Annotated in this window: 16 protein-coding genes; 8 read left to right on the top strand and 8 right to left on the bottom strand. The window is 72.7% G+C overall.

Going from position 1 to position 22,328, the window contains the following annotated elements:
* Positions 1-42 precede the first annotated feature (42 nt).
* The 6 genes from IFT36_RS02945 (at position 43) to IFT36_RS02920 (ending at position 7,487) form a co-directional block, all read left to right on the top strand.
* Entirely contained in the window at positions 43-1,548 is a 1,506-nt protein-coding gene (locus tag IFT36_RS02945) for a tyrosine-protein kinase domain-containing protein (protein ID WP_200412381.1), read from the top strand.
* Entirely contained in the window at positions 1,545-2,669 is a 1,125-nt protein-coding gene (locus IFT36_RS02940) for a glycosyltransferase family 4 protein (RefSeq protein ID WP_307785010.1), read from the top strand. Before IFT36_RS02945 ends, IFT36_RS02940 begins: the two co-directional genes overlap by 4 nt.
* The gene (locus tag IFT36_RS02935; protein WP_199736336.1) at positions 2,666-4,192 is read left to right on the top strand and encodes a lipopolysaccharide biosynthesis protein; all 1,527 of its coding nucleotides are present in this window, start codon (positions 2,666-2,668) and stop codon (positions 4,190-4,192) included. The genes IFT36_RS02940 and IFT36_RS02935 overlap by 4 nt, the downstream gene beginning before the upstream one ends.
* Positions 4,189-5,202 carry a glycosyltransferase family 4 protein gene (locus IFT36_RS02930; protein WP_200412380.1) on the top strand — a complete coding sequence of 338 codons (1,014 nt, stop codon included), beginning with the start codon at positions 4,189-4,191 and terminating at the stop codon, positions 5,200-5,202. The genes IFT36_RS02935 and IFT36_RS02930 overlap by 4 nt, the downstream gene beginning before the upstream one ends.
* 20 nt (positions 5,203-5,222) lie before the next feature.
* The gene (locus tag IFT36_RS02925; RefSeq protein WP_056043511.1) at positions 5,223-5,771 is read left to right on the top strand and encodes a DUF4265 domain-containing protein; all 549 of its coding nucleotides are present in this window, start codon (positions 5,223-5,225) and stop codon (positions 5,769-5,771) included.
* A 291-nt stretch (positions 5,772-6,062) separates the two neighbouring features.
* The gene (locus tag IFT36_RS02920; RefSeq protein ID WP_200412379.1) at positions 6,063-7,487 is read left to right on the top strand and encodes an MFS transporter; all 1,425 of its coding nucleotides are present in this window, start codon (positions 6,063-6,065) and stop codon (positions 7,485-7,487) included.
* Positions 7,488-7,520: 33 nt separating this feature from the next.
* Here IFT36_RS02920 and IFT36_RS02915 read toward each other — a convergent pair whose 3' ends face one another.
* The 4 genes from IFT36_RS02915 to IFT36_RS02900 form a co-directional block, all read right to left on the bottom strand.
* Positions 7,521-8,225: a response regulator gene (locus IFT36_RS02915; RefSeq protein ID WP_123571478.1), complete on the bottom strand. Its 705-nt coding sequence runs from the start codon at positions 8,223-8,225 to the stop codon at positions 7,521-7,523.
* Positions 8,222-9,499: a sensor histidine kinase gene (locus IFT36_RS02910; RefSeq protein WP_200412378.1), complete on the bottom strand. Its 1,278-nt coding sequence runs from the start codon at positions 9,497-9,499 to the stop codon at positions 8,222-8,224. The genes IFT36_RS02915 and IFT36_RS02910 overlap by 4 nt, the downstream gene beginning before the upstream one ends.
* 97 nt (positions 9,500-9,596) lie before the next feature.
* On the bottom strand, positions 9,597-10,829 hold the full coding sequence (locus tag IFT36_RS02905; protein ID WP_200412377.1) for an ATP-binding protein: 1,233 nt from the start codon (positions 10,827-10,829) through the stop codon (positions 9,597-9,599).
* Between the two features lie 44 nt (positions 10,830-10,873).
* Positions 10,874-11,815 (bottom strand): glycosyltransferase family 2 protein, encoded by a 942-nt coding sequence (locus tag IFT36_RS02900; protein ID WP_200412376.1) that lies wholly within the window; start codon positions 11,813-11,815, stop codon positions 10,874-10,876.
* Between the two features lie 76 nt (positions 11,816-11,891).
* On the opposite strand from IFT36_RS02900, the gene IFT36_RS02895 reads away from it, so the two are divergent.
* Positions 11,892-12,893 carry a glycosyltransferase family 2 protein gene (locus tag IFT36_RS02895; protein ID WP_236556826.1) on the top strand — a complete coding sequence of 334 codons (1,002 nt, stop codon included), beginning with the start codon at positions 11,892-11,894 and terminating at the stop codon, positions 12,891-12,893.
* 2 nt (positions 12,894-12,895) lie between these two features.
* On the opposite strand, the gene IFT36_RS02890 is transcribed toward IFT36_RS02895, so the two are convergent.
* From IFT36_RS02890 to IFT36_RS02880, 3 genes are all read right to left on the bottom strand, one after another.
* Positions 12,896-13,960, bottom strand: coding sequence for a glycosyltransferase (locus tag IFT36_RS02890; RefSeq protein ID WP_307785009.1), 1,065 nt, complete (start codon positions 13,958-13,960; stop codon positions 12,896-12,898).
* Complete coding sequence (locus tag IFT36_RS02885) at positions 13,957-18,672, bottom strand: PKD domain-containing protein (protein WP_200412375.1); 4,716 nt, start codon at positions 18,670-18,672, stop codon at positions 13,957-13,959. The genes IFT36_RS02890 and IFT36_RS02885 overlap by 4 nt, the downstream gene beginning before the upstream one ends.
* 114 nt (positions 18,673-18,786) lie before the next feature.
* A complete protein-coding gene (locus IFT36_RS02880; RefSeq protein ID WP_200412374.1) occupies positions 18,787-19,443 on the bottom strand; it encodes a hypothetical protein in 657 nt (218 codons plus the stop codon).
* 165 nt (positions 19,444-19,608) lie between these two features.
* On the opposite strand from IFT36_RS02880, the gene IFT36_RS02875 reads away from it, so the two are divergent.
* A complete protein-coding gene (locus IFT36_RS02875) occupies positions 19,609-21,171 on the top strand; it encodes a glycosyltransferase family 39 protein (protein ID WP_200412373.1) in 1,563 nt (520 codons plus the stop codon).
* Here the strand turns inward: IFT36_RS02875 and IFT36_RS02870 are convergent.
* Positions 21,119-22,328: hypothetical protein (locus tag IFT36_RS02870; protein WP_200412372.1), on the bottom strand; the 1,210-nt coding region annotated here is incomplete at its 5' end. The genes IFT36_RS02875 and IFT36_RS02870 overlap by 53 nt on opposite strands.

Raw genomic sequence — 22,328 nt, 5'->3', positions numbered from 1 at the left:
GTATGCTCGCCAGGTTCCACCACCTCAACCCGGGAGTGTCCGTTGGATCCTCAGCACTACTGGCGCGCTCTCCTGAAGAGTTGGCCCCTCGTCGTCGTCCTCGCCCTCGTCGGCGGAGGCGCGGGTTACGCGTACGCCCAGACGCAGCCCGACTCGTTCCGGGCCACGAGCAGCGTGTTCGTCTCGGCGACCGAGGGCTCCGACCCCAACGAGCTGTTGCAGGGGTCGTCGTACACGCAGAACCTCGTGCAGAGCTACACGCGTCTCGCCACGTCGTCGGTCGTGCTCGAACCCGTCATCCAGCAGATGGGCCTCGACGTGACCCCGACGCAGCTGGCACGTCAGATCACCGCCGAGAACCCTCTGAACACCGTCATCATCGACGTCGCCGTGGTGGACGGCGACGCGCAACGGGCGGCCGACGTCGCGAACGCGGTCACCATCTCGTTGAGCCGGCAGGCCCGGGCGCTGTCGCCCGAGAACACCGCCGGCAACTCGACGCTGAGCGTCGCGCCGATCGCCGAGGCCACGCCCCCGACGTCGCCCATCAGCCCGAACCGCCGACTGATCGCCCTGAGCGGTCTCGCCGTCGGAACCGTCCTCGGCATCGCCCTGGCGCTGCTGCGATCGGTGGTCGACACCAGGCTCCGCACCGCCCGCGACGTCGAGGACCTGCACCTCGTGCCGTTGCTCGGCAGCGTCACGCGCCGCAACCGTGGTGTGCTGGCTCTCTCCGACGAACCCCAGGGCGCGGCGGCGGACGACTTCCGTCGCATCCGTGCCCAGTTGCAGTTCGCGGACGTCGACCGCGCCACCCGCACCATCGCCGTCTCGTCGGTGGCGGCCGACGAGCGCGAGGGGCGGGCCGCGGTCGCCCTCGACCTCGCGCTGGCCTTCGCCGAGCGGGGCCTAGAGGTGCTCGTGGTCGACGCCGACCTGCGCGGCAGCGGACTCGCCGAGCTCGCCGCCGTCTCGGACGAGGTCGGCCTGACCGACGTCGTCGTCGGCCGACTCGAGTTCGCCGCCGCCGTGACGTCGTGGCGCGACGGCGTCGACATCCTCACGGCCGGCGACGTGCCGCCGAACCCGAGCCCGCTGCTGAGCTCGCGATCGATGGCCCTGCTGCTCGAGACCGCCGGGGAGCGCTACGACGTCGTCGTGGTCGACGCCCCCGCGGTGCTCACGTCGTCCGACACGCTCGAGATCGGTCGCCTGACCGACGGCGTCGTCATCGTCGCCACGGCGGGCCGGTCGACCCGGCCGCGGCTCGTGTCGGCCGTCCGCGCGCTGACGAACGTCAAGGTGCGCGTCATCGGCGTCGTGTTCGACGGGGTGGCCCCGGGCCGTCAGCGGGCGTCCCACGACCTGCCGCCGTCGGTGCTCGTGCCCGTCTCGACGTCGTCCGACGAGCAGACCTATCCCTTCGGCTCCGCCACGACGGCCGACGCGACCGCCACGACGACCGCCACGACGGCCGCCACGACCGACGCGGCTGCCCCGGGCAGGTCCCGCCGCACCGCGGGCCGCCAGGGCGACGCCACGTCGTGAGCCCCACCCGCCCGGCCCGCTCGTCTCGGGGGCGCACGCCGCGCCTCCCGGCGGTCCGCCTCTACGAGTCCGTGCGCACGGCCCACCTCGAGCGGGCGCACGAGCTGGCGCCCGCCAGCATCGTCTACCGCGTCACCCGCTACGACTTCGACGACTCGCTCGCCGCGGGGCTCGACCTCGTGCAGGCCGGTCCGCTCGCCTCGGCCTGGCTGATCGCGCGGTCACGGGTCGAGACGCTCGAGGTGAACGAGCCGCTCATGACGTCGAGCCTGCCGACCACGGCGCTGGTGCTGGCCGCCCTCGCCGTGCGACGCCGACTTACAGGCCGCCGCACGGTCGTCGTCAGCTACCTGATCGGCAACGCCGACCCCTTCGACGCGGCCACTGCTCCGCGCCTGCGGACGCGACTGCGCCGACGAGGGGAACGCGTGCTGGCACGCGCGGTCTGGCGCCGTCTCGACCGGGTGGTCTTCGGGACGGACGCCGCGCGCGAGACGTACGCGCGCCTCCTGGGGGCCGCCTCGCCCCGTGTCACCACGACCACCGTGCCGGCCCTGCCGACCCGGCACGCGGACGCCCACGGTGGCGGCGTCCGCCCGCCCGCGGTGGCCTTCGTCGGCTCGTTCGTCGAGCGCAAGGGGCTGCGCGTCCTGGCGGCGGCCTGGCCGCTCGTCGTCGCCGCCCGCCCCGAGGCGACGCTGACCCTGCTCGGCAAGGGCGCGCTCGAGCAGGAGGCGCGGGCCCTGTCGGTCGCGCAGCCCTCGGTCGCCGTCGAGGTCGACCCACCCCGTCCCCGCATCCACTCCGTGCTCGAGGAGGCGCGCGTGCTCGTGCTCTGGTCGCAGCCCAGCCCGACCTGGCGCGAACAGGTGGGGCTGCCGATCGTCGAGGGGCTGTCGCACGGCTGCACCGTCGTCACGACCACCGAGACGGGGCTCGCCGACTGGCTCGACGCCCACGGTCACGTGGTCGCGTCCGACCCCCGCGCACCACAGGTGTTGGCCGACGCGATCGTCGAGGCGCTCGACGCCGGACGCGCCGCCGACGACGTGCTGGCCGACCTGCCCGACCGGGACGGGCGCCTCTCCGCGGACGACCGACTGTTCAGGAGTGCCTCGTGAGCCGGTCGACGACGGGCTCGGCCGGTCGTCCCCGCCGGGGCGGCGCGATGGCCGCCGTGGGCTCGACCGCGGCGACGAAGGTCATCGTGATGGGCCTGTCGGGCGTGCTCGGCATCATCACGAGCCGCATGATCATCCAGAACTTCGGCACCGACGCCTACGCGCAGTACGGGCTGCTCTCGACCTTCCCGACCCTGTTGCCGTTCGCCGACCTCGGCATCGCGGCCATCGTCATCAACGCGGTGGCCGGATCGTCGTCGGTCCGCACCGACGACTTCGTCAAGCGCTCGATCGTCACCGCCTTCCGCGTGCTGCTGGTGTCGGGCGGCATCATGGTCGCGGTCGCCCTGCTCATCACCCTCGCGGGCTGGTGGCCCGTGCTGCTCGGCGAGGGGTTGCTGCCCGACGGTGGCTCGCTCGCGGCCGGACTCTGCCTCGCGGTGTTCGGCCTCGTGATCCCGCTCACGGTCGGGCAGCGCATCCTCGTGGGGCTGAAGAAGACCAGCACGCAGGTCGCCAGCCAGGCCGTCGTGGCACCGTTCATGCTGCTCGCCATCGGTTCGGCCGTCATGTTCAGCGTGCCGGTCGGCAGCTACCTCGCGGTCATCTCGTACGTGGCCAACAGCCTCGTCTCGGTGATCTGCCTGATCGTGGCGGCGCGCGCGCTGTCGCCGCAGATCGGGTCGGCCGTCAAGCTCGTGCCCCGCATCCGCAGCTACCGCGGCGTGCCCGCGCTGGGTCTGGCCTGGCCGATGCTCGTGCAGATGATCGCCCTGCCGGTCGCGATGCAGACCGGCCGCCTGCTCCTCAGCCACCTGGCCGGGCCGGACGAACTCGCGCAGTACAACCTCGCCTCGCAGCTCTTTGGCATCGTGCTGCAGACCGTCGCGGCCGCGGGCATCGCCCTCTGGCCGGTCTACGCCGCGGCCCGCTCGGCCGGGCGGGTGGAGTCGCCGACCGTGCCGACCCTGTGGTTCCTGCTGGGGGGACTCGTGCTGGGCACGGCGCTCGCCGTGCTGAGCCCGTTCCTGGCGCGCTTCGTCTCGGGCGGGGCGATCACGCTCGACGGCTGGATGCTCGTCGGCTTCGTCGTGTTCGTCGGCCTGCAGGCGGCGAAGTACCCGGTCGGCATGTACATGACCGACAAGACCGGGCTGGTCTTCCAGGTGCTGCCGATCGTGCTGATGGTGCCGCTCAACCTGGGGCTGTCGTGGTGGTTCATCGGGCAGGTCGGGGCTGCCGGACCCGTGCTGGGGTCGGCGATCTCGGTGGCGCTCTGCCAGCTCGTGCCGAACCTCTGGTACGTGTCGCGCGACCTCGGTCGCCGTCGGGCGGAGGCGGCTGCGGGCGGAGCGGCCGGCGACGATGCCGACGACGACGGCACCGTCGGCCTCGACGTCGACGAGCAGCGTGGCGACGAGACGGCGACCGACCAGGCCATCGTCGAGCGGGCGGCGGCCGAACAGGCCTCCGACGCACGGTCCGGCGACGGGCGTGGCGACGGACCCGAGGAGGCGCGGTGATCGAGGTCCTGTTCGCGAGCGAACGCGACGTCCCCGGTTGGGAGGCCGACCACGCGGCGGGCCTCCGCCCCGGCCTCTGGCCGTACGGCCTCGAGGCGCTGCGCGACGCGGACCCGGAGGCGCGCATCGCGTCCGTCCCGGAACCCGGCCGCCTGCAGGTGCTGCGCGACCGGGTGGTGCCGCGCCGCGCCTCCTCGTCCGGGGTGCCGTCCGACGACGTCGGGGTGACCTGGGACGAGAACGTCGCGCGTCGGATGCTGCTGGCACGGCCGCACGAGCGCATGTACACGGGCGTGATCTGGGTGACGGACCGGGTCGAACGCGGGCAGGACGTCGGGCGCATGCGTGACGTGCTGCGACGCATGAGCGGGCTCTGGGTGATCAGCCGCGGGCAGGTCGAGCCGTTGCGACGGTTCGTCGGCGAGGACGGCCCGCCGGTCGGGTTCTTCACCTTCGGGGTCGACGAGGGCTTCTTCGCGGCGCGCCCGTGGCCCGCCCGGCCGATGGTGCTGAGCATCGGAGGCGACCGCGACCGCGATCCGGCGACCCTGTTCGCGACGCTCGAGCAGGTCCACGCCGAGCGACCGGACGTCGAGCTGGTCGTGCAGACGACGAGCGACGCGGCCCCGCCCGAGGGCGTCACCGTGGTGCCGCACGTCTCGCACCGCGAGCTGGCCGAGCTGTACGCCCGTGCCTCGCTCGTCGCCGTGGCGACGCGCGACAACCTGCACGCGTCCGGCATGACGGTCAGCCTCGAGGCGATGGCCACGGGTCGTCCCGTCGTGATGACGGACACGCCGGGCATCGAGGACTACGTGGTGCACGAACGCACCGGGCTGCTCGCGCCGGTGGGGGACTCGGCGGCCCTCGCCGGGCACGTGCTGCGGCTGCTCGGCGACGAGGCCCAGGCACGTGCGTTCGGCGCGGCGGGACGGGCCCTCGTCGAGGAACGGCTGACGACGCGGCACCTCGCGGCGTCGCTGGCGGAGTTCGTCGGCGCCTCGGCATGAGCTCGGGGGCGCCGAGGGGCATGGCCCGGTTGTGGCCGTTCAAGCGCAGGGACGCGAAGGTGCCGGGTGTCGGTGGCGGAACCGTCCGGACCGAGGCGAGCGAGGCCGTCGAGGGTGCCACGCACGTGAAGGTCCGCGTCCTGCTCGACCAAGAGGACGGGTGGCCGGACACGGAGTCCGAGGGGCTGTGGGCGCTGCCGCTGATCTCCGGTGACTACCGCCTCGAGAACACGCCGTTCTTCGCCTTCGGGATGTCGAACGGCGACGAGGTCGCGGTCTCGTCGGATGCTGACGGCGTGCTCTGGGTGAGCGGAGTCGTCTGGCGCAGGGGACGCATGACGGTCCGCATCATCACGAGTGATCGAGACGACTCGCTCGAGGGCATCCTCGCGGAGTTCGCGCCCCTCGGCGTGATGGGTGAGGGCTTTCAGCAGTTCCGGTTGCTGTCGTTCGACCTCGGCCCGGAGTCGGACGTCCCCGCCGCGAAGAGGCTGCTGGCGCACGGTGCGGCGTCCGGGCGCTGGGAGTACGAGGAAGCCGACGTGTCGGACGCGTGGCTGGCCCTCTGAGGTAGTCAGCGAGCGGCCGGCGGCTGCACATGTGGACCCCCAGGACTTCGTTCGCATCGCTGGTGGGCGACCGCGGTGACGACTTCGCGACGACGAGCTCCATGGTGGGCCCGTGTTCGCCTCGACCTCGATCTCAGCCGGCGGGCCGGCTCTCGACGCGGCCGAGCAGCACGAGGCGGTGGGCTCATCTGTCAACCCCCCGACGGTGAACGGCGGCTGTCATTTGCATGAACTGCAACCTTGTGATCGGCTATGAGTTCGCCCACACCGCCGTGGCTCAGGAAGGCCGAGATGACGACCGAACACCGCACCCCCACCGAGACATCGTCCCGACGAGGGCTGACCGCCTTCCTCGCGGCTCCACCACCCGCACCCCGGCTCGACGACGCGAGCGTCGCCCGTCGCTACCCGCGCCTCCGTCTGCAGGTCTTCATCGGGATCTTCATCGGGTACGCCGCCTACTACCTGATCCGCAACAACGTGCCCTTGGTGTCGACCATCCTCAAGGACGAGAACGGCTTCAGCACGCTCGGCCTCGGCGTCATCACGAACGGCGTCCTGCTGGCGTACGGGTTCAGCAAGTTCCTGAGCGCCATCGTGAGCGACAGGAGCAGCGCACGGTTCTTCCTGCCCATCGGCCTGGCGTTGTCGGCCCTCGCCAACCTCGTCATCGCCTTCGTGCCGGCGGTGGGCGCCTCGGTGGCCCTCTTCGCCGTCGTGATGATCGTCAACGGGTTCTTCCAGGGCATGGGCTGGCCGCCCAGCGGCCGCACCCTGGTGCACTGGTTCTCGACGTCCGAACGTGGTGGGAAGACCGCGATCTGGAACGTCGCCCACAACGTGGGAGGCGCGGGTGCCGGTGGCCTCGCGGGTGTCGCCCTCGCCTCGTTCGGCACCTGGCAGAGCGTGTTCTGGTTCCCCGCGATCGTCTGCCTCGTGATCGCCGTCGTGGCGCTCGTGCTCCTGCGCGACACCCCGGAGTCCGAAGGGCTCCCGCCCATCGAGGAGTACCGGAACGACCCGGCCCCCGTCGAGGCCGACGCCGCGGACGAGGGTGCCTCCACCTGGACCACCATCCGTCGATACGTGCTGACGAACCGCACCATGGTGAACCTGGCGCTGGCCAACGTCTTCGTCTACACGCTCCGCTACGGCGTGCTCGTCTGGGCGCCCGTGTACCTGTCCGAGGTCCGCGGCGCGAGCCTCGGCGAGGGCATCGCCGGGTTCTCGCTGTTCGAGCTGGCGGGCATCCCCGGCACGCTGCTCTGCGGCTACATCAGCGACAAGGTGTTCCGGGGCCGCCGGTCGCCGACGGGCATCCTCTTCATGAGCGCCGTCGGAGTCGCCGTCGCGGTCTACTGGCTTTCGCCGGTCGAGGGCCCCCTGTGGATCTCGCTCGCCATGCTCGTCGCCATCGGTGGCCTGATCTACGGCCCGGTCATGCTGATCGGCCTGCAGGCCCTCGACCTCAGCCCGCGATCGGTCGCCGGCACCGCGGCAGGGTTCACCGGCCTCTTCGGTTACGTGCTCGGCGCCACGCTCGCCTCCACCGGCATCGGCCTGGCCGTGCACGCGTTCGGCTGGGACGTCACCTTCGTGCTCATCCTCGTCTGCGTCGTGCTCGCGATCGTCCTGCTCGCGATCGTCGGACGCGACGAGCGGGCCCTGAACGCGAGGAAGCGCGCCCGCGAGGCGCAGTCACCGACGGCACGGTGATCCCGTCGCTCCGGGCGGCCGGCCCGGCCGTCGTCACGCGGTCGTGGTGGACACGGGCTGCGTGGCGTCGGGTCGGGCCGCCCGGACGACGAGCGCCAGCTGCACGCGGTTGCCGACGTCGAGCTTGTCGTACGCGTGGCCGACGTGGGTCTTCACGGTCGCGACGCTGACGAAGAGGTCGGCGGCGATCTCGGCGTTCGACGCCCCCTCGGCCACCGCGACGGCCACCTCCCTCTCGCGGTCGGTCAGCAGGGCCAGCCGGGCGCGGGCGTCGGCGGCCGAGCCCGCCTCGTCCGCCGCGGTGGTCCGGGTGGCGGCGGCGATGACGCGGTCGAGCACGCTCGGCGAGAGGATCGATCGCCCCCGCGCGACGGCGAGGACGGCCTCGACGAGTTCGTGCGGAGGGGTGTCCTTCACGAGGAACCCGCGGGCGCCGCGCTGGAGGGCCCCCAGCACGAGGTCGTCTGCCTCGAAGGTCGTCAGCACGATCACCCGCAGGTCGGGCCGTCGGACCAGTTCACGCTCGGTCGCCTCGAGCCCGTCGCAGCGCGGCATGCGGATGTCCATCAACACGACGTCCGGTTCCGTGCGGTCGATGACGTCCTCGGCGTCGAGCCCGTCCACGGCCTCGCCCACGACGTCGACGTCCGTGTGCCCGCCCAGGATGAGGCGCAGCCCCGACCGCACCAGGGCGTCGTCGTCGACCACGACGACCCGCACCGGACGCACGACGGTCATCGCGTCCACGGCAGGTCGGCCTCGACGACGAAGTCGTCCCCGTCGGGGCCGGCCCGGAACCGACCGCCCACCAGGCGGGCGCGTTCGGCCAGCCCGGCGAGGCCGTGGCCGTCCCTCGCGGCGTCGGACGGCCCGTGGGGCGCCGGGTTCGTCACGCGGATGCGGACGACGTCCGTCGGAGCCGCCTCGACCGACACCGTCACCCGGACCGGCTGCCCGGGAGCGTGACGTCGGGCGTTCGTGAGGGCTTCCTGGACGATGCGGTAGGCGTGCCGTCCGACGGCGGTCGGCACCTCGGCCGAGCGGGCCGCGTCGTCGATCACCGACGTGACCGGTGAACCGGCCTCCCGCGCCTCCTCGACCAGGGCGTCGAGCTCGCGCAGCGTGGGTTGAGGAGGCGCGGTGACCGTGACCTCGGAGGCCCCGCCCGCCTCCGGGTCGCGCAGCACCCCCAGCACGTCCCGCAGGTCGGAGAGGGCCGAGTGGGCCTCGGCCCGGACGACGGCCGCGGCGGCGACGGTCTCGTCGGGGTCGAGGTCGCGGCCCCGGTACTCGAGCGCCCCGGCGTGGAGGGCGACGAGGGATAGCCGGTGGCCGAGGACGTCGTGCATCTCGCGGGCCAGGTGTGCCCGCTCTCCGTCGCGGGCCCGCTCCTCGCGGAGCACCTGGTCGCGTTCGACGAGGAGGGCCCGTTCGCGCAGCGAGGCGATCAGGGCGCGTCGGGAGCCGACGACCACCCCGACGAGAGCGAGGAGAGCGTAGGCGAGGGCGACGACGGCCAGGGCGACCGCCGCCCACCCGGCGGACCACCCGTCCTCCCACGAGCGGAACACGAGGAGTTCCGCGACCACCGTGGCCGCGACGAACACGACACCGGCGGCCACGATCTCGCCGGGCCGTCGGCGCGTGGCCAGCGACACGACGACCAGGACGGCGGCCCCGACCGCGAGCGTCGAGAACGATCCCAGGGCGAGGACCACGAGGCCGACGACGAGCGGTGCCCGGTGGCGGAAGGGGACGAGGGCGAGGGCGGTCAGCCCGGCGAGCACGTCTCCGACCAGGGAGGCCCCGAACCGGGCGTCGCTCCAGCCGCTCACGTCCGTCGACGGCCAGACCACGGCGAAGGAGACCAGCCCGACGAGGACGGCGACGGCGAGGCGCCACGAGCTCGCCCAGAGCCGGCGGGCCCGCGACGGCCCGGCACCACCCGCCGACCCCTCGCCGTCGGCGCTCGCCGGTGTCGCGGTCTCGGGTCGTGCGGTGGCTGTGCTCATGGGTCGAGCTTAGGAAGCGCCCAGCCACCGGGGATCGACCGATGGTCGGAGATCGTGGTGGCACCGGTCCCCACCGAGGCGCGACTCCTGGTCGGGCTCAGGCGGTCCGGGGCCAGTCCGTCGTCAGGTAGGCCTCGACGGCACGGTTGCGGAACGCGTACGGCTTGCCCCGGCTCACCACCCCGCGCACCGTGTCGAGCCGTTGGGAGGTGGGCCCGAGCTGGGCGCCCGAGGCCAGGCCCATCGCCTCGGCGATGGCGTTCAGGGTGCGCCCTGCCGGGGGCAGCGACGCCATCGCCCGGAGGAACTCGTGCTCTCGTGGGGGGAGGCGGTTCAGGATGCGCTCGACGTGGGCCGACGCTTCGCCCTCGGCTCCGCGCCAGCCCGCCACGACGTCGTCCTCGGACACGACGGGTGCCGTCCCGACGTTCCACGCCCGCTGCCCGGCGAGCTGGAACAGGAAGGGCTCTCCGCAGCTGAGGGCCGCGATGGCCCTGGCCGCCGCGGGGTCCATGCGGACGGTCTCGACGACGCCGTGTTCGCCCGGGGTCTCCCAGCCGGCGATCACGAACGGCTGGAGTGCCTCGAGGATGTCGCCCTCGTCGAGGGGGCCCAGCGTGGTGGTCCGGAACCGCCGGGCGAAGGTCGCCCCCTTGCGGGCACCCGCCATGTCCTCGAAGTCGGGGAGGCCCGTCAGGTAGACGGCGACGGGCAGGTGCCGGGACACGGTGCCTCCACCGGGGACGGCGACCTCGACCTCGTGCGAGAGGGTGTCGCCGAGCGCGATGAGGAGCTGCGAGAGGGCGGCCTCGTCGCCGATGTTCTGCACCTCGTCGACGTGGATCACGACGACGGCGTCCTGCTCGATCGCCGCCTGCCCGAGTTCGACGAGGAGTTCGAAGAGCGCCGTGAACGGCTCGGGGCCGTCGGCGCCGCGCGTCGTCACCGAGAAGCCGGTCACGGCCACCTGCTCGACCCTGGCGAGCAGGTCGAGCACGCCCCGACGGGTCGAGGCACGAAGCCCGGCGCCGTCGGCCAGACGCAGGACGGCGGAGGCGATGATCTTGAGCGGATCGGCCCCGGTGGGCATGCGCAGCTGAGGCGTGACCCAGTCGCCGGCCTCGGCGGCGTCGCGGGCGATGCGTCGGACGAGGCTCGACTTGCCGGTGCCCGGTTCGCCGAGGATCGTCCGTCCGGTCTCGTACAGACCCGCACGTCGTCGGGGTCGCAGGACCTGGTGCCAGTCGCTCAGCTGCTCGGTTCGGCCGGCCCAGACGTCGGGGACGACGTCGGAGCCCGCCTGGAACGGGTTGGTGAGGGGAGATCGCACGGTGATAAATTTATCAGAGCCCGGGTCGACCGTTGATAAATTTATCAGACCCTCTCTCGGGCTCGTCGTCGACGCAGCTCGGTCGCCACGATCCGTCGCCCCTCGAGGACGGCCCGCAGTCCGACGAGCAGCGTGCCCGGTGACCGGACGAACTGGCGCCCCCCGCCCTGCAGCAGCACCTCCCACGCGATGCGGGGGGTCAGTCGGCGCCACCGGCGGAGGTCGTCGTCGCCGAGGTGCTTCGCGGCGAACAGCAGCCGGTTGCGGATGTTGTACCGGTAGTACCCCGCCGATTTCGCCTGCCCCGACCGGTCGGCCCCGCCGTCGGTCTGCGTGCCGCCCTCGGCGTGGACGACGGTGACGTCGTCGAGCAGCCGCAGCGCGCCTCCCGAACCGACGACGCGACGCGACAGGTCGACGTCCTCCCAGTACAGGAAGTAGTCGTCGTCGAAGCCGCCGCAGCGCTGCCAGAGGTCGTCGCTCAGCACGAGGCAGGCGCCGCTCAGCCACTCCTCGACGCGGGCGCCGGGCAGCCGTCGTCGCCGCGAGCGGATGCGGCCGTCGTCGAGGTACAGGTCGCTGCCCGCCGACCAGACGCTGCCGTCGGGGCGCAGCACGGTCGGCGCGCTCATCGTCAGCGGGTCGGACGAGGAGGCGCGGTGCAGGGCGGCAAGGGCTCCCGCGTCCGCGACGGCGTCCGGGTTGAGCAGCACGTGGTGACGCGCCCCGGCCTCACGGGCCCGGGCGACGCCGAGGTTGACGCCGGTGCCGAAGCCCTCGTTGCCGTCGGGCGCGACGAGGTGCCAGCCCTCGGCCGCGGCGAGCTCGCTCACGCGGGCGCGCTCGGCCGCTCCCGACCAGTTGTCGACGACGACCACGACGAGGCCCTCCGTCGCCCGTGAGACGGGCGCGAGGTTCTGGCGCAGCAGGTCGGTCGAACCGTAGTTGACGACGACCACCGAGAGGCCGGCGAGCGACTCACCCACGGTTCGTCCCCCGTCCACCCGCAGGAGGCGCGGTGCAGGGCCCGTCGCCCCTCACCGACCTGACATGCTGGGGGCCGTGACGACCGACCCGACCACGCCGCGCCTCCTGACCATCGCCGTGCTGACCTTCCGCCGGCCGCGCGATCTCGACGCGGTGCTGCCGCTGCTCGTCGAGCAGGCCCGCAGCGTCCGCGGACTCGGCGTCGAGGCGCGCGTGCTCGTCGTCGACAACGACGCGAGCGGGTCGGGCCGTGGACGCGTCGAGGAGGTGGCGCTCGCGGCGGCCGACCCGGGCGACGGTGCCGGACCCGTGACGGTCGACTACGTCGTCGAGGCCACGCCGGGCATCGCCTCGGCCCGCAACCGTGCGCTCGCCGAGAGCGGCGACGGCGACGTGCTGGTCTTCATCGACGACGACGAGCGGCCGTCCGACGGGTGGCTGGGCGCCCTGGTCTCCCTGCAGGCCGAGACGGGTGCCGCGGCCGTCGTCGGTCCCGTGCGCAGCGAGTACGAGGTCGAGCCCGAGCCCTTCATCGTCGAGGGACGCTTCTTCGTGCGACGCCGACTCGCGACCGGCACGCCCGTCGACGTCGCCGCCACCAACAACCTGCTGCTCGACCTCGTCGAGGTGCGTCGCCAGGGCCTGGCCTTCGACGTGGCCCTCGGCCAGCTCGGTGGCGAGGACACCCTCTTCACCCGCAGCCTGGTCGCCGGTGGCGGCACGATCCTGTGGTGCGCCGAGGCGGTCGTCACGGACGTCGTCCCCGCCCACCGCGTCACGCGGCGATGGGTCGTGCAGCGTGCCTACAGCAGCGGCAACGGTTGGAGCCTCACCTCGGTGATGCTGTCCGCGCGAGGGGCCTCGCGACTGTCCACGCGCCTCCGGCTGTCGGCCAAGGGCGGCGTGCGCGTCGTCGGCGGGCTGGGCCGGTACGCGGTCGGCACGGTGACCCGCCCCCTCGGTCGACGGTCGCTGGGGCAACGCGCTCGCGGCATCCGGACGATGGCCCGGGGCGCCGGCATGGTGGCGGGCGCGTGGGGCGCGGGGTACCGCGAGTACGGCCGCGTCGACGGCTGAGCTCACGGGCGCGCCCGGCGTCCGCCGACGGCACGTCGACCACGGGTCGCGGCGATCGCCCGACGGTAGGCCGCGACGTGTGCCTCGCCGGCGCGGTCCCAGTCGCGGGCCGACAGGTCGGGGCGCGCGTCGTCGTCGAGCCGCGAGGCCGCGTCGAGCGCGTGCTCGACGTCGTCGGGACCGAGTTCGTCGGCGTACTGCCGGACCCAGTCGGCTCCGACCTCGTCGGCCAGGCGGGCGTTGACCTCGTTGGCGGGCACGAGCACGGGCCGGCCGAGCGACAGCGCCGTCAGCACCCCGCCCGAGTTGTGCATCTCGCGGTAGGGCAGCACGACCAGCTCGGCCCGGCGCACCACGTCGATGAGGTCCTCGTCGTCGAGGAAACGCAGGTCGAGGCTGACCCGGGGATCGTCGGCCGCGAGCTGCTCGAGCCCGTGGGCGAGCTCGGGCGTCGAGGGCTTGCCTGCGGCGTGCAGCCTCCGGTCGTCGCCCCGGACGTCGCGGAAGGCCCGGACGAGTCCGTCGACCCCCTTGTAGCGGCGGATGAAGCCGAAGTACGACACCCGGCCTGCCTCACGCGACGGCCAGGGCCAGCGGGCGAACCAGTCGACGTAGTGGCCGTGGGGGATGAGCGCGCCGAGGGCGTCGGCGTGCTCGGGCGTCTCGTCGTTCAGCCGCACCCAGAGCGCGGTGCGTCGCTCGATCCAGCGCAACAGGACGCGCTCGCGCCGGGAGATGCCGCTCGGCAGCTCGAGGTTGTGCTCGGTGCGGACGATCGGGGTGCGCGTCAGCCGCAGCTTCGTCACCAGGGCGACGGTCAACGCCTGACGCACGAGCGCCTTGAGCGGGCTCTGCCCCGAGACGAGGATCTCGGGCCAGTGCACGTGGAAGACGTCGTAGCGGCCCAGGAGGGCGCCCTTCCAGTCGAAGGTGCGCACCTCCACCCCGGGCACCGCGCCGACGGCGTCCCGGAGCATCACGAGGTAGGGGTTCGTCGTCGGTCGCGGTCGCGGGAACGACTGCTGGACGACGAGCCTGCTCGCGTGCTCCGGGGCGGCGTCGGTCACGGCTTGAAGACGCTCAGGTCGTCGAACGAGACCGTCTGGGGGGCGTTGGTGGTGCTTCCCGAGGTGTAGGCGCCGAGGGCGACCCAGCCGGGTGCCTGCAGGCCGGCGAAGGTGTCGGTGGTCGACACCGTCCAGGCCGTGGGCTCCGCGGTGCCGTCCGCCCAGACCTTGGCGCGGATCGTCGTCGTGCCCGAGCCGCTCACCTCGAGTCGGACGTTGAGCTTCGCGCCGGGGACGATCGTGCCGGGCACGAGCGTCTCGCCCACCAGGTTCACGCCGGAGGCCGATCCCTTGAAGGCGGTCAGGGCGACGACGGCGCGTCCGTCGGAGCGGTAGCGCAGGGTCGCACGATACTCCGAGTTCGTCGCCACCTTGCGGCCGGTCACGTAGACGAAGGTGCCGCCACCTGTGGCCGCCTTGTCGAGGCTCACGCTGGTGCGCAGGTCGGCGTCGGTCGTGCTGACGCCGGTGAGTGCCATCGAGGTGTTGTAGCCCGCTGCCCCGAGGAACTGCGTGCCGACCCCACCGGTCACCGCGTACTGCGAGGCGCTGCCGGTGCGGGCCCAGGTGCCGCCGACCTCCGCCGTGCCCCAGCCGCCCGTCACCGAGCGTCCGAAGCCGTCCTTGACCGCGGCCGTGACCACGGGAGGCGCGGTGACCGTCACCGTGGAGGTGCGGGTCGCGGTGGCTCCCTTGTCGTCGGTCACCGTGAGGGTCACGGTGTAGGTGCCGCCGACGGCGTAGTCGTGGGCCGCCGTGCTGCCGGTCGCCGTGCCTCCGTCGCCGAAGTCCCAGGCGTACGCCGTGACGGTGCCGTCGGAGTCGGTCGAGGCGCGTCCGTCGGTCGAGACCGAGAGGGCCTTGGCCGACGTCGTGAACGAGGCCGTCGGAGCAGCGTTCGGGATCGGCGCGACGGTCACGCTGCCGGTCGAGGTGCCCGTGGCGCCCTTGTCGTCGGTCACGGTGAGGGTCACCGTGTAGGTGCCGGCCGCCGCGTAGGTGTGCGCGGCCGTCCTGCCCGTGGCCGTGCCTCCGTCACCGAACGTCCAGGCGTAGGCCGCGACGGTGCCGTCGGGGTCGGTCGACGCGGTGGCGTCGGTCGAGACGGCCAATCCCGTGGCGGCGCTCGTGAACGAGGCCGTCGGGGCCACGTTCACCGGGGGAGCCGGGGCGACCGTGACCGTCCCCGTCGAGGTGCCGGTGGCACCCTCGGAGTCCGTCACGACGAGCGTCACCGTGTAGGTGCCGGCAGCGGCGTACGTGTGGTTCGCGGTCGGGCCCGTCGCGGCCACGGTGCCGTCACCGAAGTCCCAGCGGTACGACGCGACGGTCCCGTCGGAGTCGGTCGAGGTGCTCGCGTCCACGGCGACGGCAAGGTGGTCGACCACCGAGGTGAACGAGGCGGTCGGTGCCGCGTTCACCCGGGGCGCCGTCACGGTGACGGTGGCGGTCGACGTGCCGACGGCTCCCTGGTCGTCCGTCACGGTGAGGGTGACGGTGTAGGTGCCCCCCGCGGCGTAGGTGTGCGAGGGGGTGGCGCCGCTGGCCGGGGCGCTCCCGTCGCCGAAGTCCCAGCCGTACGAGGCGATCGTCCCGTCGCGGTCGACCGAGGTGCGGCCGTCGAAGGCGACGCCGAGACCGGTGGGCGTCGAGGTGAAGGCCGCCGTGGGCGCGGCGTTCGGCTTGTTCGCACCGAGCGCGTAGTGCTGCGCGACCGTGGTGGCGTCGAGGGGTCGGGCGTAGACCGCGGCCTCGTCGAGGCTCCCGGCCCAGTAGCCCGAACCCGAGTTCCACGAGCTGTCGCCGCCGAGGCGCCAGAACCCGCGGTAGCCGTCCGAGGCCGTGGTCGGGTTCGACCCGACCTGGGCGCCGTCGACGTAGAGCTTCATGCCGTCCGAGCCCTGCGTGGCGACCACGTGGTGCCAACGGCCGTCGTTGTAGCTCGCCGTGCTGCTCGCGAGGTTCATCCGACCGGTCCAGTTGCCGAACTGCAGGCGACCGTCCTGCTCCATGTACACGTGGCGGTCGTAGTTGCCGCTGTAGCCGGTCTGCTGGTTGCCGAAGCCGATCAGCTTGCCGCCCGAGGTCGTCGTCGTGTTGAACCAGGTCTCGAGCGTGTAGTTGTTCGGGGTGTCGTACGAGGTGGTGGTCGCGACGCCGGCGTCCTGGCCGTTGAACGTCGCCGACTGGCCGGAACCGCCGACGGCGGACGTGCCGCCGGTGGCCACGCCACCGCTGACGACGCCGTTGGTGCCGACGGGCGACGAGTCGGCCGAGACGGTGGAGGCGTCCCCGTCGAGGCGGAAGTACGCCTCGGGGTCGTCCTGGAACACCCGGGCGCCGTAGGCGTCGGCCGGGGCCTTGGGCAGCTTGCTCGTGCGGCCCGAGGCGACCCACTGGCCGTCGACCTGCTTGGCGCTCAGGGCGGCCGGGTACACGGAGACGTCGTCGATGTCGCCCTGGAAGTACGGGGCGCCGTCCCAGTTGTTGTCACCGCCGATGCGCCAGTAGCCCGTGTAGTCCTGGCCACCCGTCGTGCCGGCGTCGGTCGCGACCTTCTTGCCGTCCACGAAGAACGACTGGCCGGCCGAGCTCAGAGTGCCCACGACCTGGTGCCACTCACCGTCGTTGAGGGCGGTCGGGCTGGTGATGATGCGGGACGAACCCGGGTAGACGCCGAAGGACACACGGCCCCGGGGGTCCATGTAGAGGTGCCGGTCGTACGAGTTCGAGGCGCCGGTGCGGTTGCTGCCGAAGCCGACGATCTTGCCACCGGTGGTCGACGTGGTGCGGAACCAGGCCTCGACCGAGAAGGTCTGCGGGCCGGCGATGGCCGAGGTCGTGGACGAGAGGCCCGTGTCGGTGCCGGAGAAGGTGCTGGCGCCGTCGGAGTCGGACGCGGTCTGACCGGTGGTGCCACGCGTCACGCCGGCCTGGGCCTGCTGGTCGTCGTAGCCGACCCAGTCGTAGACGGTCGAGCCGCTCTTCTCGCCGAGGCGCCAGAGCGAGGTGGCTCCGTCGGCGGCGACCTGCTTGACGTAGGGCGAGGCCTTGTCGGCGGTCACGGTGACGTCCACGCCGTCGCCCAGCACGGTGTTGCCGAGCGGGTCGGTGGCCCGGATGCGGTAGCTGTGCGTGCTGCCGGGCGCGAGGTCCTTGTCGACGAAGCCGAGGGCGGGACGCTTCCAGAAGGTCGAGGCCGAGGTCGTCGTGTACACGGGGTTGGTGAGGTCACCGTCGCGGTAGACGGCGTAGCTCAGGTTCGCGTTGTCCTTGTCCCAGTTGGACTGCCAGCTGACCCGGACCGTGCCGGACGACAGCGAGACCAGGCTCGGGGTGAAGAGGGCGCCGGAGGCCTCGGGGCCCGTCTTGTTCGGGGCGATGCTCGACACCGCGAAGCGCACGAGGCCGTTCTGCGCCTTGCCGTTGACGGACGGGAACTCCCCGCCGTAGACCACGTACTTGTCGTTGGCGGCGACGCTCCACGGGCCCTGGCTCAGGCCGGTGTAGGTGCCGGTGGCGAAGTCGGGGAACCAGTTCAGGATGCTGGGGGCGGGAGTGCCGGCGAAGTTGTAGTAACCCATCGGATCGTTGGTGATGGTCTGCGTGGCCGAGTCGCTGAACGCCATGGCGCGCTGGAAGGTCCAGGGGTTGGTCTGCGGCTGTCCGCCGATGTTGCCGCAGTAGTGCGGGTGGCCGGCGACGTAGACGGCGGTGCTGTTGGCCGCGACCGAGTAGGTGTCACCGTGGCAGTCCTCGACCCACTGGAGGTCGCCGTTCCAGGTCGCCTTGAAGGCGCCTTCGAGTCGACCGCCGCCGCCGAACGTGTAGCCCGACCCGTAGAAGCCGTTGGCCGTGGCGCTCAAGCTGTAGATGGCCGCCTGGCCACCACCGTTGCGGACGACGTCGTTCGCCTGGACGGGCAGGTTGGCCGCCGAGGTCGCGTCGACCATGGCGAGCCCGTACCCGGGCTGCGACGAGCCGTTCACCGAGCTGAACGAACCGCCGAGGACGATCTTCGAGCCGTCGGGGCTGGCGACGAGGCCGAGCACGTCACCGCCGGCGATCTGCGGAGCCCACGGGAGGTTCGTGCCGTTCGAGGCGGTGACCGCGGCCGCCTTGGCACGCGTGTCCTTGCCGATGCTCGAGAAGACGCCGGCGATGTAGACGTTGGGGCCCACGGCGGCGATCGCGTTCACCGTGGCGTTCGTGCCGGGGTTCCAGCTGGTGACGAGGGCGCCGGTGGTCGGGTCGAGGGCCGCGAGGCGGTACTTGTTGACGCCGTTGACCTTCGTGAAGGCGCCGCCGATGTAGAGACGTTTGCCGTCGGGGGACGCGGCGAGGGCCTTGACCTGCCCGTCGATCACCGGCGCGAACGTCGTCGAGAGCGCTCCCGTGGTGATGTCGTACGCCAGCAGGTAGCTGCGGGGGACCTCGTCGACGCCCGCTGCCGAGCCCGCCGGGCGGGCCTTCGTGAACTTGCCCGCGGCGTAGACGGTGTTGCCCACGATCACCTGCGTGAAGACGGACCCGTCGATCTGGGGTGCGGGGAGCGCGTCGGCCGTGACGGTCGCCGGCGTCGACGGCGACGTCGGGTCGAGGGGGGCGGAGTCGGCCGCAGCGGGCTGGACTCCGACCAGGACGGACAACAGCACGGCGGACGCAGCGACGATCGCGGGGAGACGAAGGCGCGACGAGACGGTTCTTCCCATGGGGGAGCCTCATTCGGGTCGGGTAGGCGTCATCGGCATTCGGGTACCGATGGCTTGACGACTATAAGGTCCCCCCAAGGGGGGACAATGGCCCCCGTTGTGGGTACAGGGGTATTACGAGGTCGATCCCTCGAAGACGACGACCGGCACGTCGACGGCGTAGTCGAAGGTCAGGCGGAGGTCGGAATGCCCGTCGACGGGCACGGCGAAGACGTAGACGCCGTCGGCCGTGGCGCCCGCGGCCACGCTCGCCGGGAACGAAGAAGTCCCGGTCGAGAACGTGTTCGCGGGTGTGCGGTCGGCACCGTAGGCCAGGTTGACCACGACGGTCGAGAGGTCCACGGGAGCAGCCGACGAGTTGTACACCTCGAGTTCGGCACGGACGGCCGGGCCGGTCACCTCACCGGGCAGCGCGGCCTCGCCGTCGACCGCGTCGAGGCTTTTCACCCGGACCGTCACCCCGTCCACGACGGCGGGCGACTCGTCGAGGCCCACGGGTGGTGCCTCGGGTGTGTCCGGCCCCGCGGCGGGAGGCACGGTGTCGGTTGGGGCCGTCGTCCCGTCGTCCGACGACTCGCCGGTCGTCGGCGAGCTCGAGCCCGACCCCGGTCCGGCGGCGCCGGGCTCGTCGGCGTCGCCGCCCGAGACGGCGGGCACGACCACGAAGGCGACGACGAGGGCGAGCGCCACGGCGACGGCGGCCAGCGCGATCACCAGGCGCCGACGGGACCTCGTCGGTGTGGGGTCGGGCGTCTGGTCGTCTGACGACATGGTGGCTCCTCGGTCGGGTGGCCCGTCCCGCCGGACGCCGGTGGGGTCCAGGGCCGCTGCTAGCATGCCAGCACTCCGGGCCACCCGCACCCGACCCGTCGGTCCGGTCGCCCTCTCCCTCGTCCACGAGGCGGGGGCTCGCGGTCGGCACGCACGAGGACGGCCATGACGACCACCACCCCGACGACGACCCGCCCGGCCGGGTCCACGGCGTCCTCGAGACGACCTCGCGCCTCCTCGATCGGCGTCCCGCTGGCGCTGGGTCTCGCCGGCACCGCCGTGGCGCTGGTCGGTTCGTCGACGGTGTCGCTGTGGACCGACGAGGCCGCGACGGTCTCGGCGGCCACCCGCAGCCTCCCCGAGCTCTGGGCCCTCGTCCAACGCATCGACGCCGTGCACGCCGCCTACTACCTGCTGATGCACGTCTGGACGACCGTCGCCGGGACCTCCCCGGTGGCTCTCCGCCTCCCGAGCGCGGTCGCGGCCGGAGTCGCCGTCGTCGGCGTGCACCGGCTGCTGGTCGTGCTCGGACGCCGGGACGCCGCCATCGCGGGTGCGGTGGTCGCCGTCGTGCTGCCGCGCATCACCTGGATGGGGATCGAGGCGCGCTCCTTCGGGCCCAGCGCGGCCGTGGCCGTGTGGGCGACCGTCCTGCTCGTCGTCGCGCTGAACCGAGGAGGTGCGGCGCGGTGGATCGGGTACGCCGCCCTCGTCGGGGTGGGCACCGCCCTCAACATCTACGTCGCCCTGTTGGCCGTCGCCCACGCCGTGACCGTGGCCGCCTGGCGTCGGGTCCCGGTGAGGCGCCGCCTGGCCTGGCTCGCCTCCGCCGCGGCGGGCGGTCTCGTGGCGTCGCCGGTGGTGCTGCTGGCCGCCGGTCAGCAGGGGCAACTGGGCGACAACGACCTGGGTCTCGTGCAGATCGCCCGGGGGATCGTGGTCAACCAGTGGTTCCTCGGGGGGACCCCCACGCGCGTGGACTCGACGGCGTCGCCTACCGAGCCCTGGGCGCTCGCCTCCCTGGCCCTGGCCCTCGTGGGGTGGATCGCGATGGCGGCTGCGATCGTCGCCGGGGTGCGCGGCCGTCGTGCCGGGCCGCTGTGGGTCCTCGTCCCCGTGCTCGTCGTGCCCACCGCCGTCGTGGTCGGATACAGCCTGCTGGTGAGCCCGCTCTACAACCCCCGCTACTTCACCTTCGCGGCGCCGGCGTGCGCGGCGCTGGTCGGAGTCGGCGTGACCGCACTCCGCCACCGCGGCGCCCGGGTGGTCGCCCTCGCCGTGATCGTCGCCCTGTGCGTCCCGGTCTGGCTGTCGCAACGTCAGGTCACGGGGAAGAGCGGCACCGACTGGTCCGAGGCGGCAGCGGTGGTCGAGCGGGGTGCGCGGCCCGGCGACGGGGTCTACTTCGCGCCTCTCGACGCCGATCCGCCTCGGGTCGTCGAGCGGTCGACGTCCAACGTTGCCGTCGTCTACCCGGATGCCTTCGACGGTCTCGTCGACGTCACGGTCCGCAGCCGGCCCGTCGACCAGGACAGCCTGCGGGGGACGGCCTGGCCCCTCGGCTCGCCGGAGGCGAGGCTCGACGCGGTCGACCGCCTCTGGGTCGTCGAGCCCGCCGACGAGCCCACTGCCCGCGCCGACGACGTCGTCCTCGAGACCGCCGGCTTCGAGGTCGTCAGCCGGTGGGCTGGCGGGATGACGGCAGTCGAGGAGTGGCGCCGACCCTGAACCGGTCGATCCCGTCGCGCGCCACCGGCACGAATGCCAGGGCCAAGGCGACGACCAGGGTCGGGAACGCGCTGTAGAACGGCGCGAAGAAGAGGTTCCAGCTGCTCTGCGCCGCGGTGTAGAGCAAGATGCCGCTGGCGGTGCCCTCGGCGATGCGACGGACGACGCCGACCCCGAGGATGCCGAGGACGACGGCGGACAGCACGAGCCCCACCACGCCCGACTGCGCCCAGAGGTCGCCGACGACCGAGTGCAGCTCGAAGTGCCCGCCGAACATGAACCGCTCGACGTAGCCGTTGTCGGGTTGGTACCCGATGCTGCTCATGCCTTCTTTGGCGATCTGGATGTCGCCCGCCGTCGGGACGACGCCGGCCCCGAAGCCCCAGGGGTGGTGCTCCATCAGGGCGGCGGTGGCCGCGAGCTCGGGGCGCCCGCCCAGGATGAGGGAGCCCGAGACCCTGAGCTGCTCCACGCTGCGCGACTGGGTCGCGAGGCCGAGGTAGCCGTCGAGGATGAGGGCCTGACCCAGCTGGAAGACGACGACCCCGAGGACGCCGAGCCCGATCAGGACGGCGGCGGCCGACGGACGCCGGTGCGGGCGGACGATCGCCAACTGGGCGAAGACCAGCAACGCCGCGAGGAGCAACAGGCCGAACGCCGAGCGGAAGTCGCTGAGCGCGGCGACGATCGTCAGGGCGAGCAGGACGGCCAGTTCCCACCGGCGTCCGTACCGGGCGGCGAGGGCGAGGGCGATGACCGTCACCGGCAGGGCGAACCCGAACTTCCAGGGGTTGCTCGCGAAGAGCGGTGTGCCCGTGCTGAAGCCCAACGCCAAGCCGATGCCGAACCACAGGACGGCCCGCTCGGGCGTCAGGACCTCCGTTCCCCACAAGAAGAGGCCGACGCCGAGGAGGGTGCCGAGGAGGATGACCGTCATCGGCACCGTGGAGGGCGACGACGAGACGTGGTCCCCCGAGTTGGCGACGCCCAGCCAGAGCCCGAGCGCGACGGCCAGGAGGCCCGCCACCATGAACGCGACCCCCCAGTGGTGGCGCCGCAGCGAGCCCCACCACACGGGCAGCAGCAGGGCTCGGGTTGGTCCGTGCTCGCGTACGACGTGCTCGGCCAGCGCCTCAGCGTCTTCCAGCTCTTCGACC

This window comes from Frigoribacterium sp. CFBP 13605 (assembly GCF_014839405.1).
Taxonomy (GTDB): domain Bacteria; phylum Actinomycetota; class Actinomycetes; order Actinomycetales; family Microbacteriaceae; genus Frigoribacterium.
The sequence above is the reverse complement of the archived record's forward strand: the minus strand, read 5'-3'. Positions and strand labels throughout refer to the sequence as shown.

What these genes read in the sequence shown, in the direction of transcription:
- IFT36_RS02915 (WP_123571478.1), bottom strand. Translation starts at nt 8,225, where the DNA reads ATGACCGTCGTGCGTCCGGTGCGGGTCGTCGTGGTCGACGACGACGCC.
- IFT36_RS02925 (WP_056043511.1), top strand. Translation starts at nt 5,223, where the DNA reads ATGGCCCGGTTGTGGCCGTTCAAGCGCAGGGACGCGAAGGTGCCGGGT.
- IFT36_RS02920 (WP_200412379.1), top strand. Translation starts at nt 6,063, where the DNA reads ATGACGACCGAACACCGCACCCCCACCGAGACATCGTCCCGACGAGGG.
- IFT36_RS02875 (WP_200412373.1), top strand. Translation starts at nt 19,609, where the DNA reads ATGACGACCACCACCCCGACGACGACCCGCCCGGCCGGGTCCACGGCG.
- IFT36_RS02885 (WP_200412375.1), bottom strand. Translation starts at nt 18,672, where the DNA reads ATGGGAAGAACCGTCTCGTCGCGCCTTCGTCTCCCCGCGATCGTCGCT.
- IFT36_RS02880 (WP_200412374.1), bottom strand. Translation starts at nt 19,443, where the DNA reads ATGTCGTCAGACGACCAGACGCCCGACCCCACACCGACGAGGTCCCGT.
- IFT36_RS02910 (WP_200412378.1), bottom strand. Translation starts at nt 9,499, where the DNA reads ATGAGCACAGCCACCGCACGACCCGAGACCGCGACACCGGCGAGCGCC.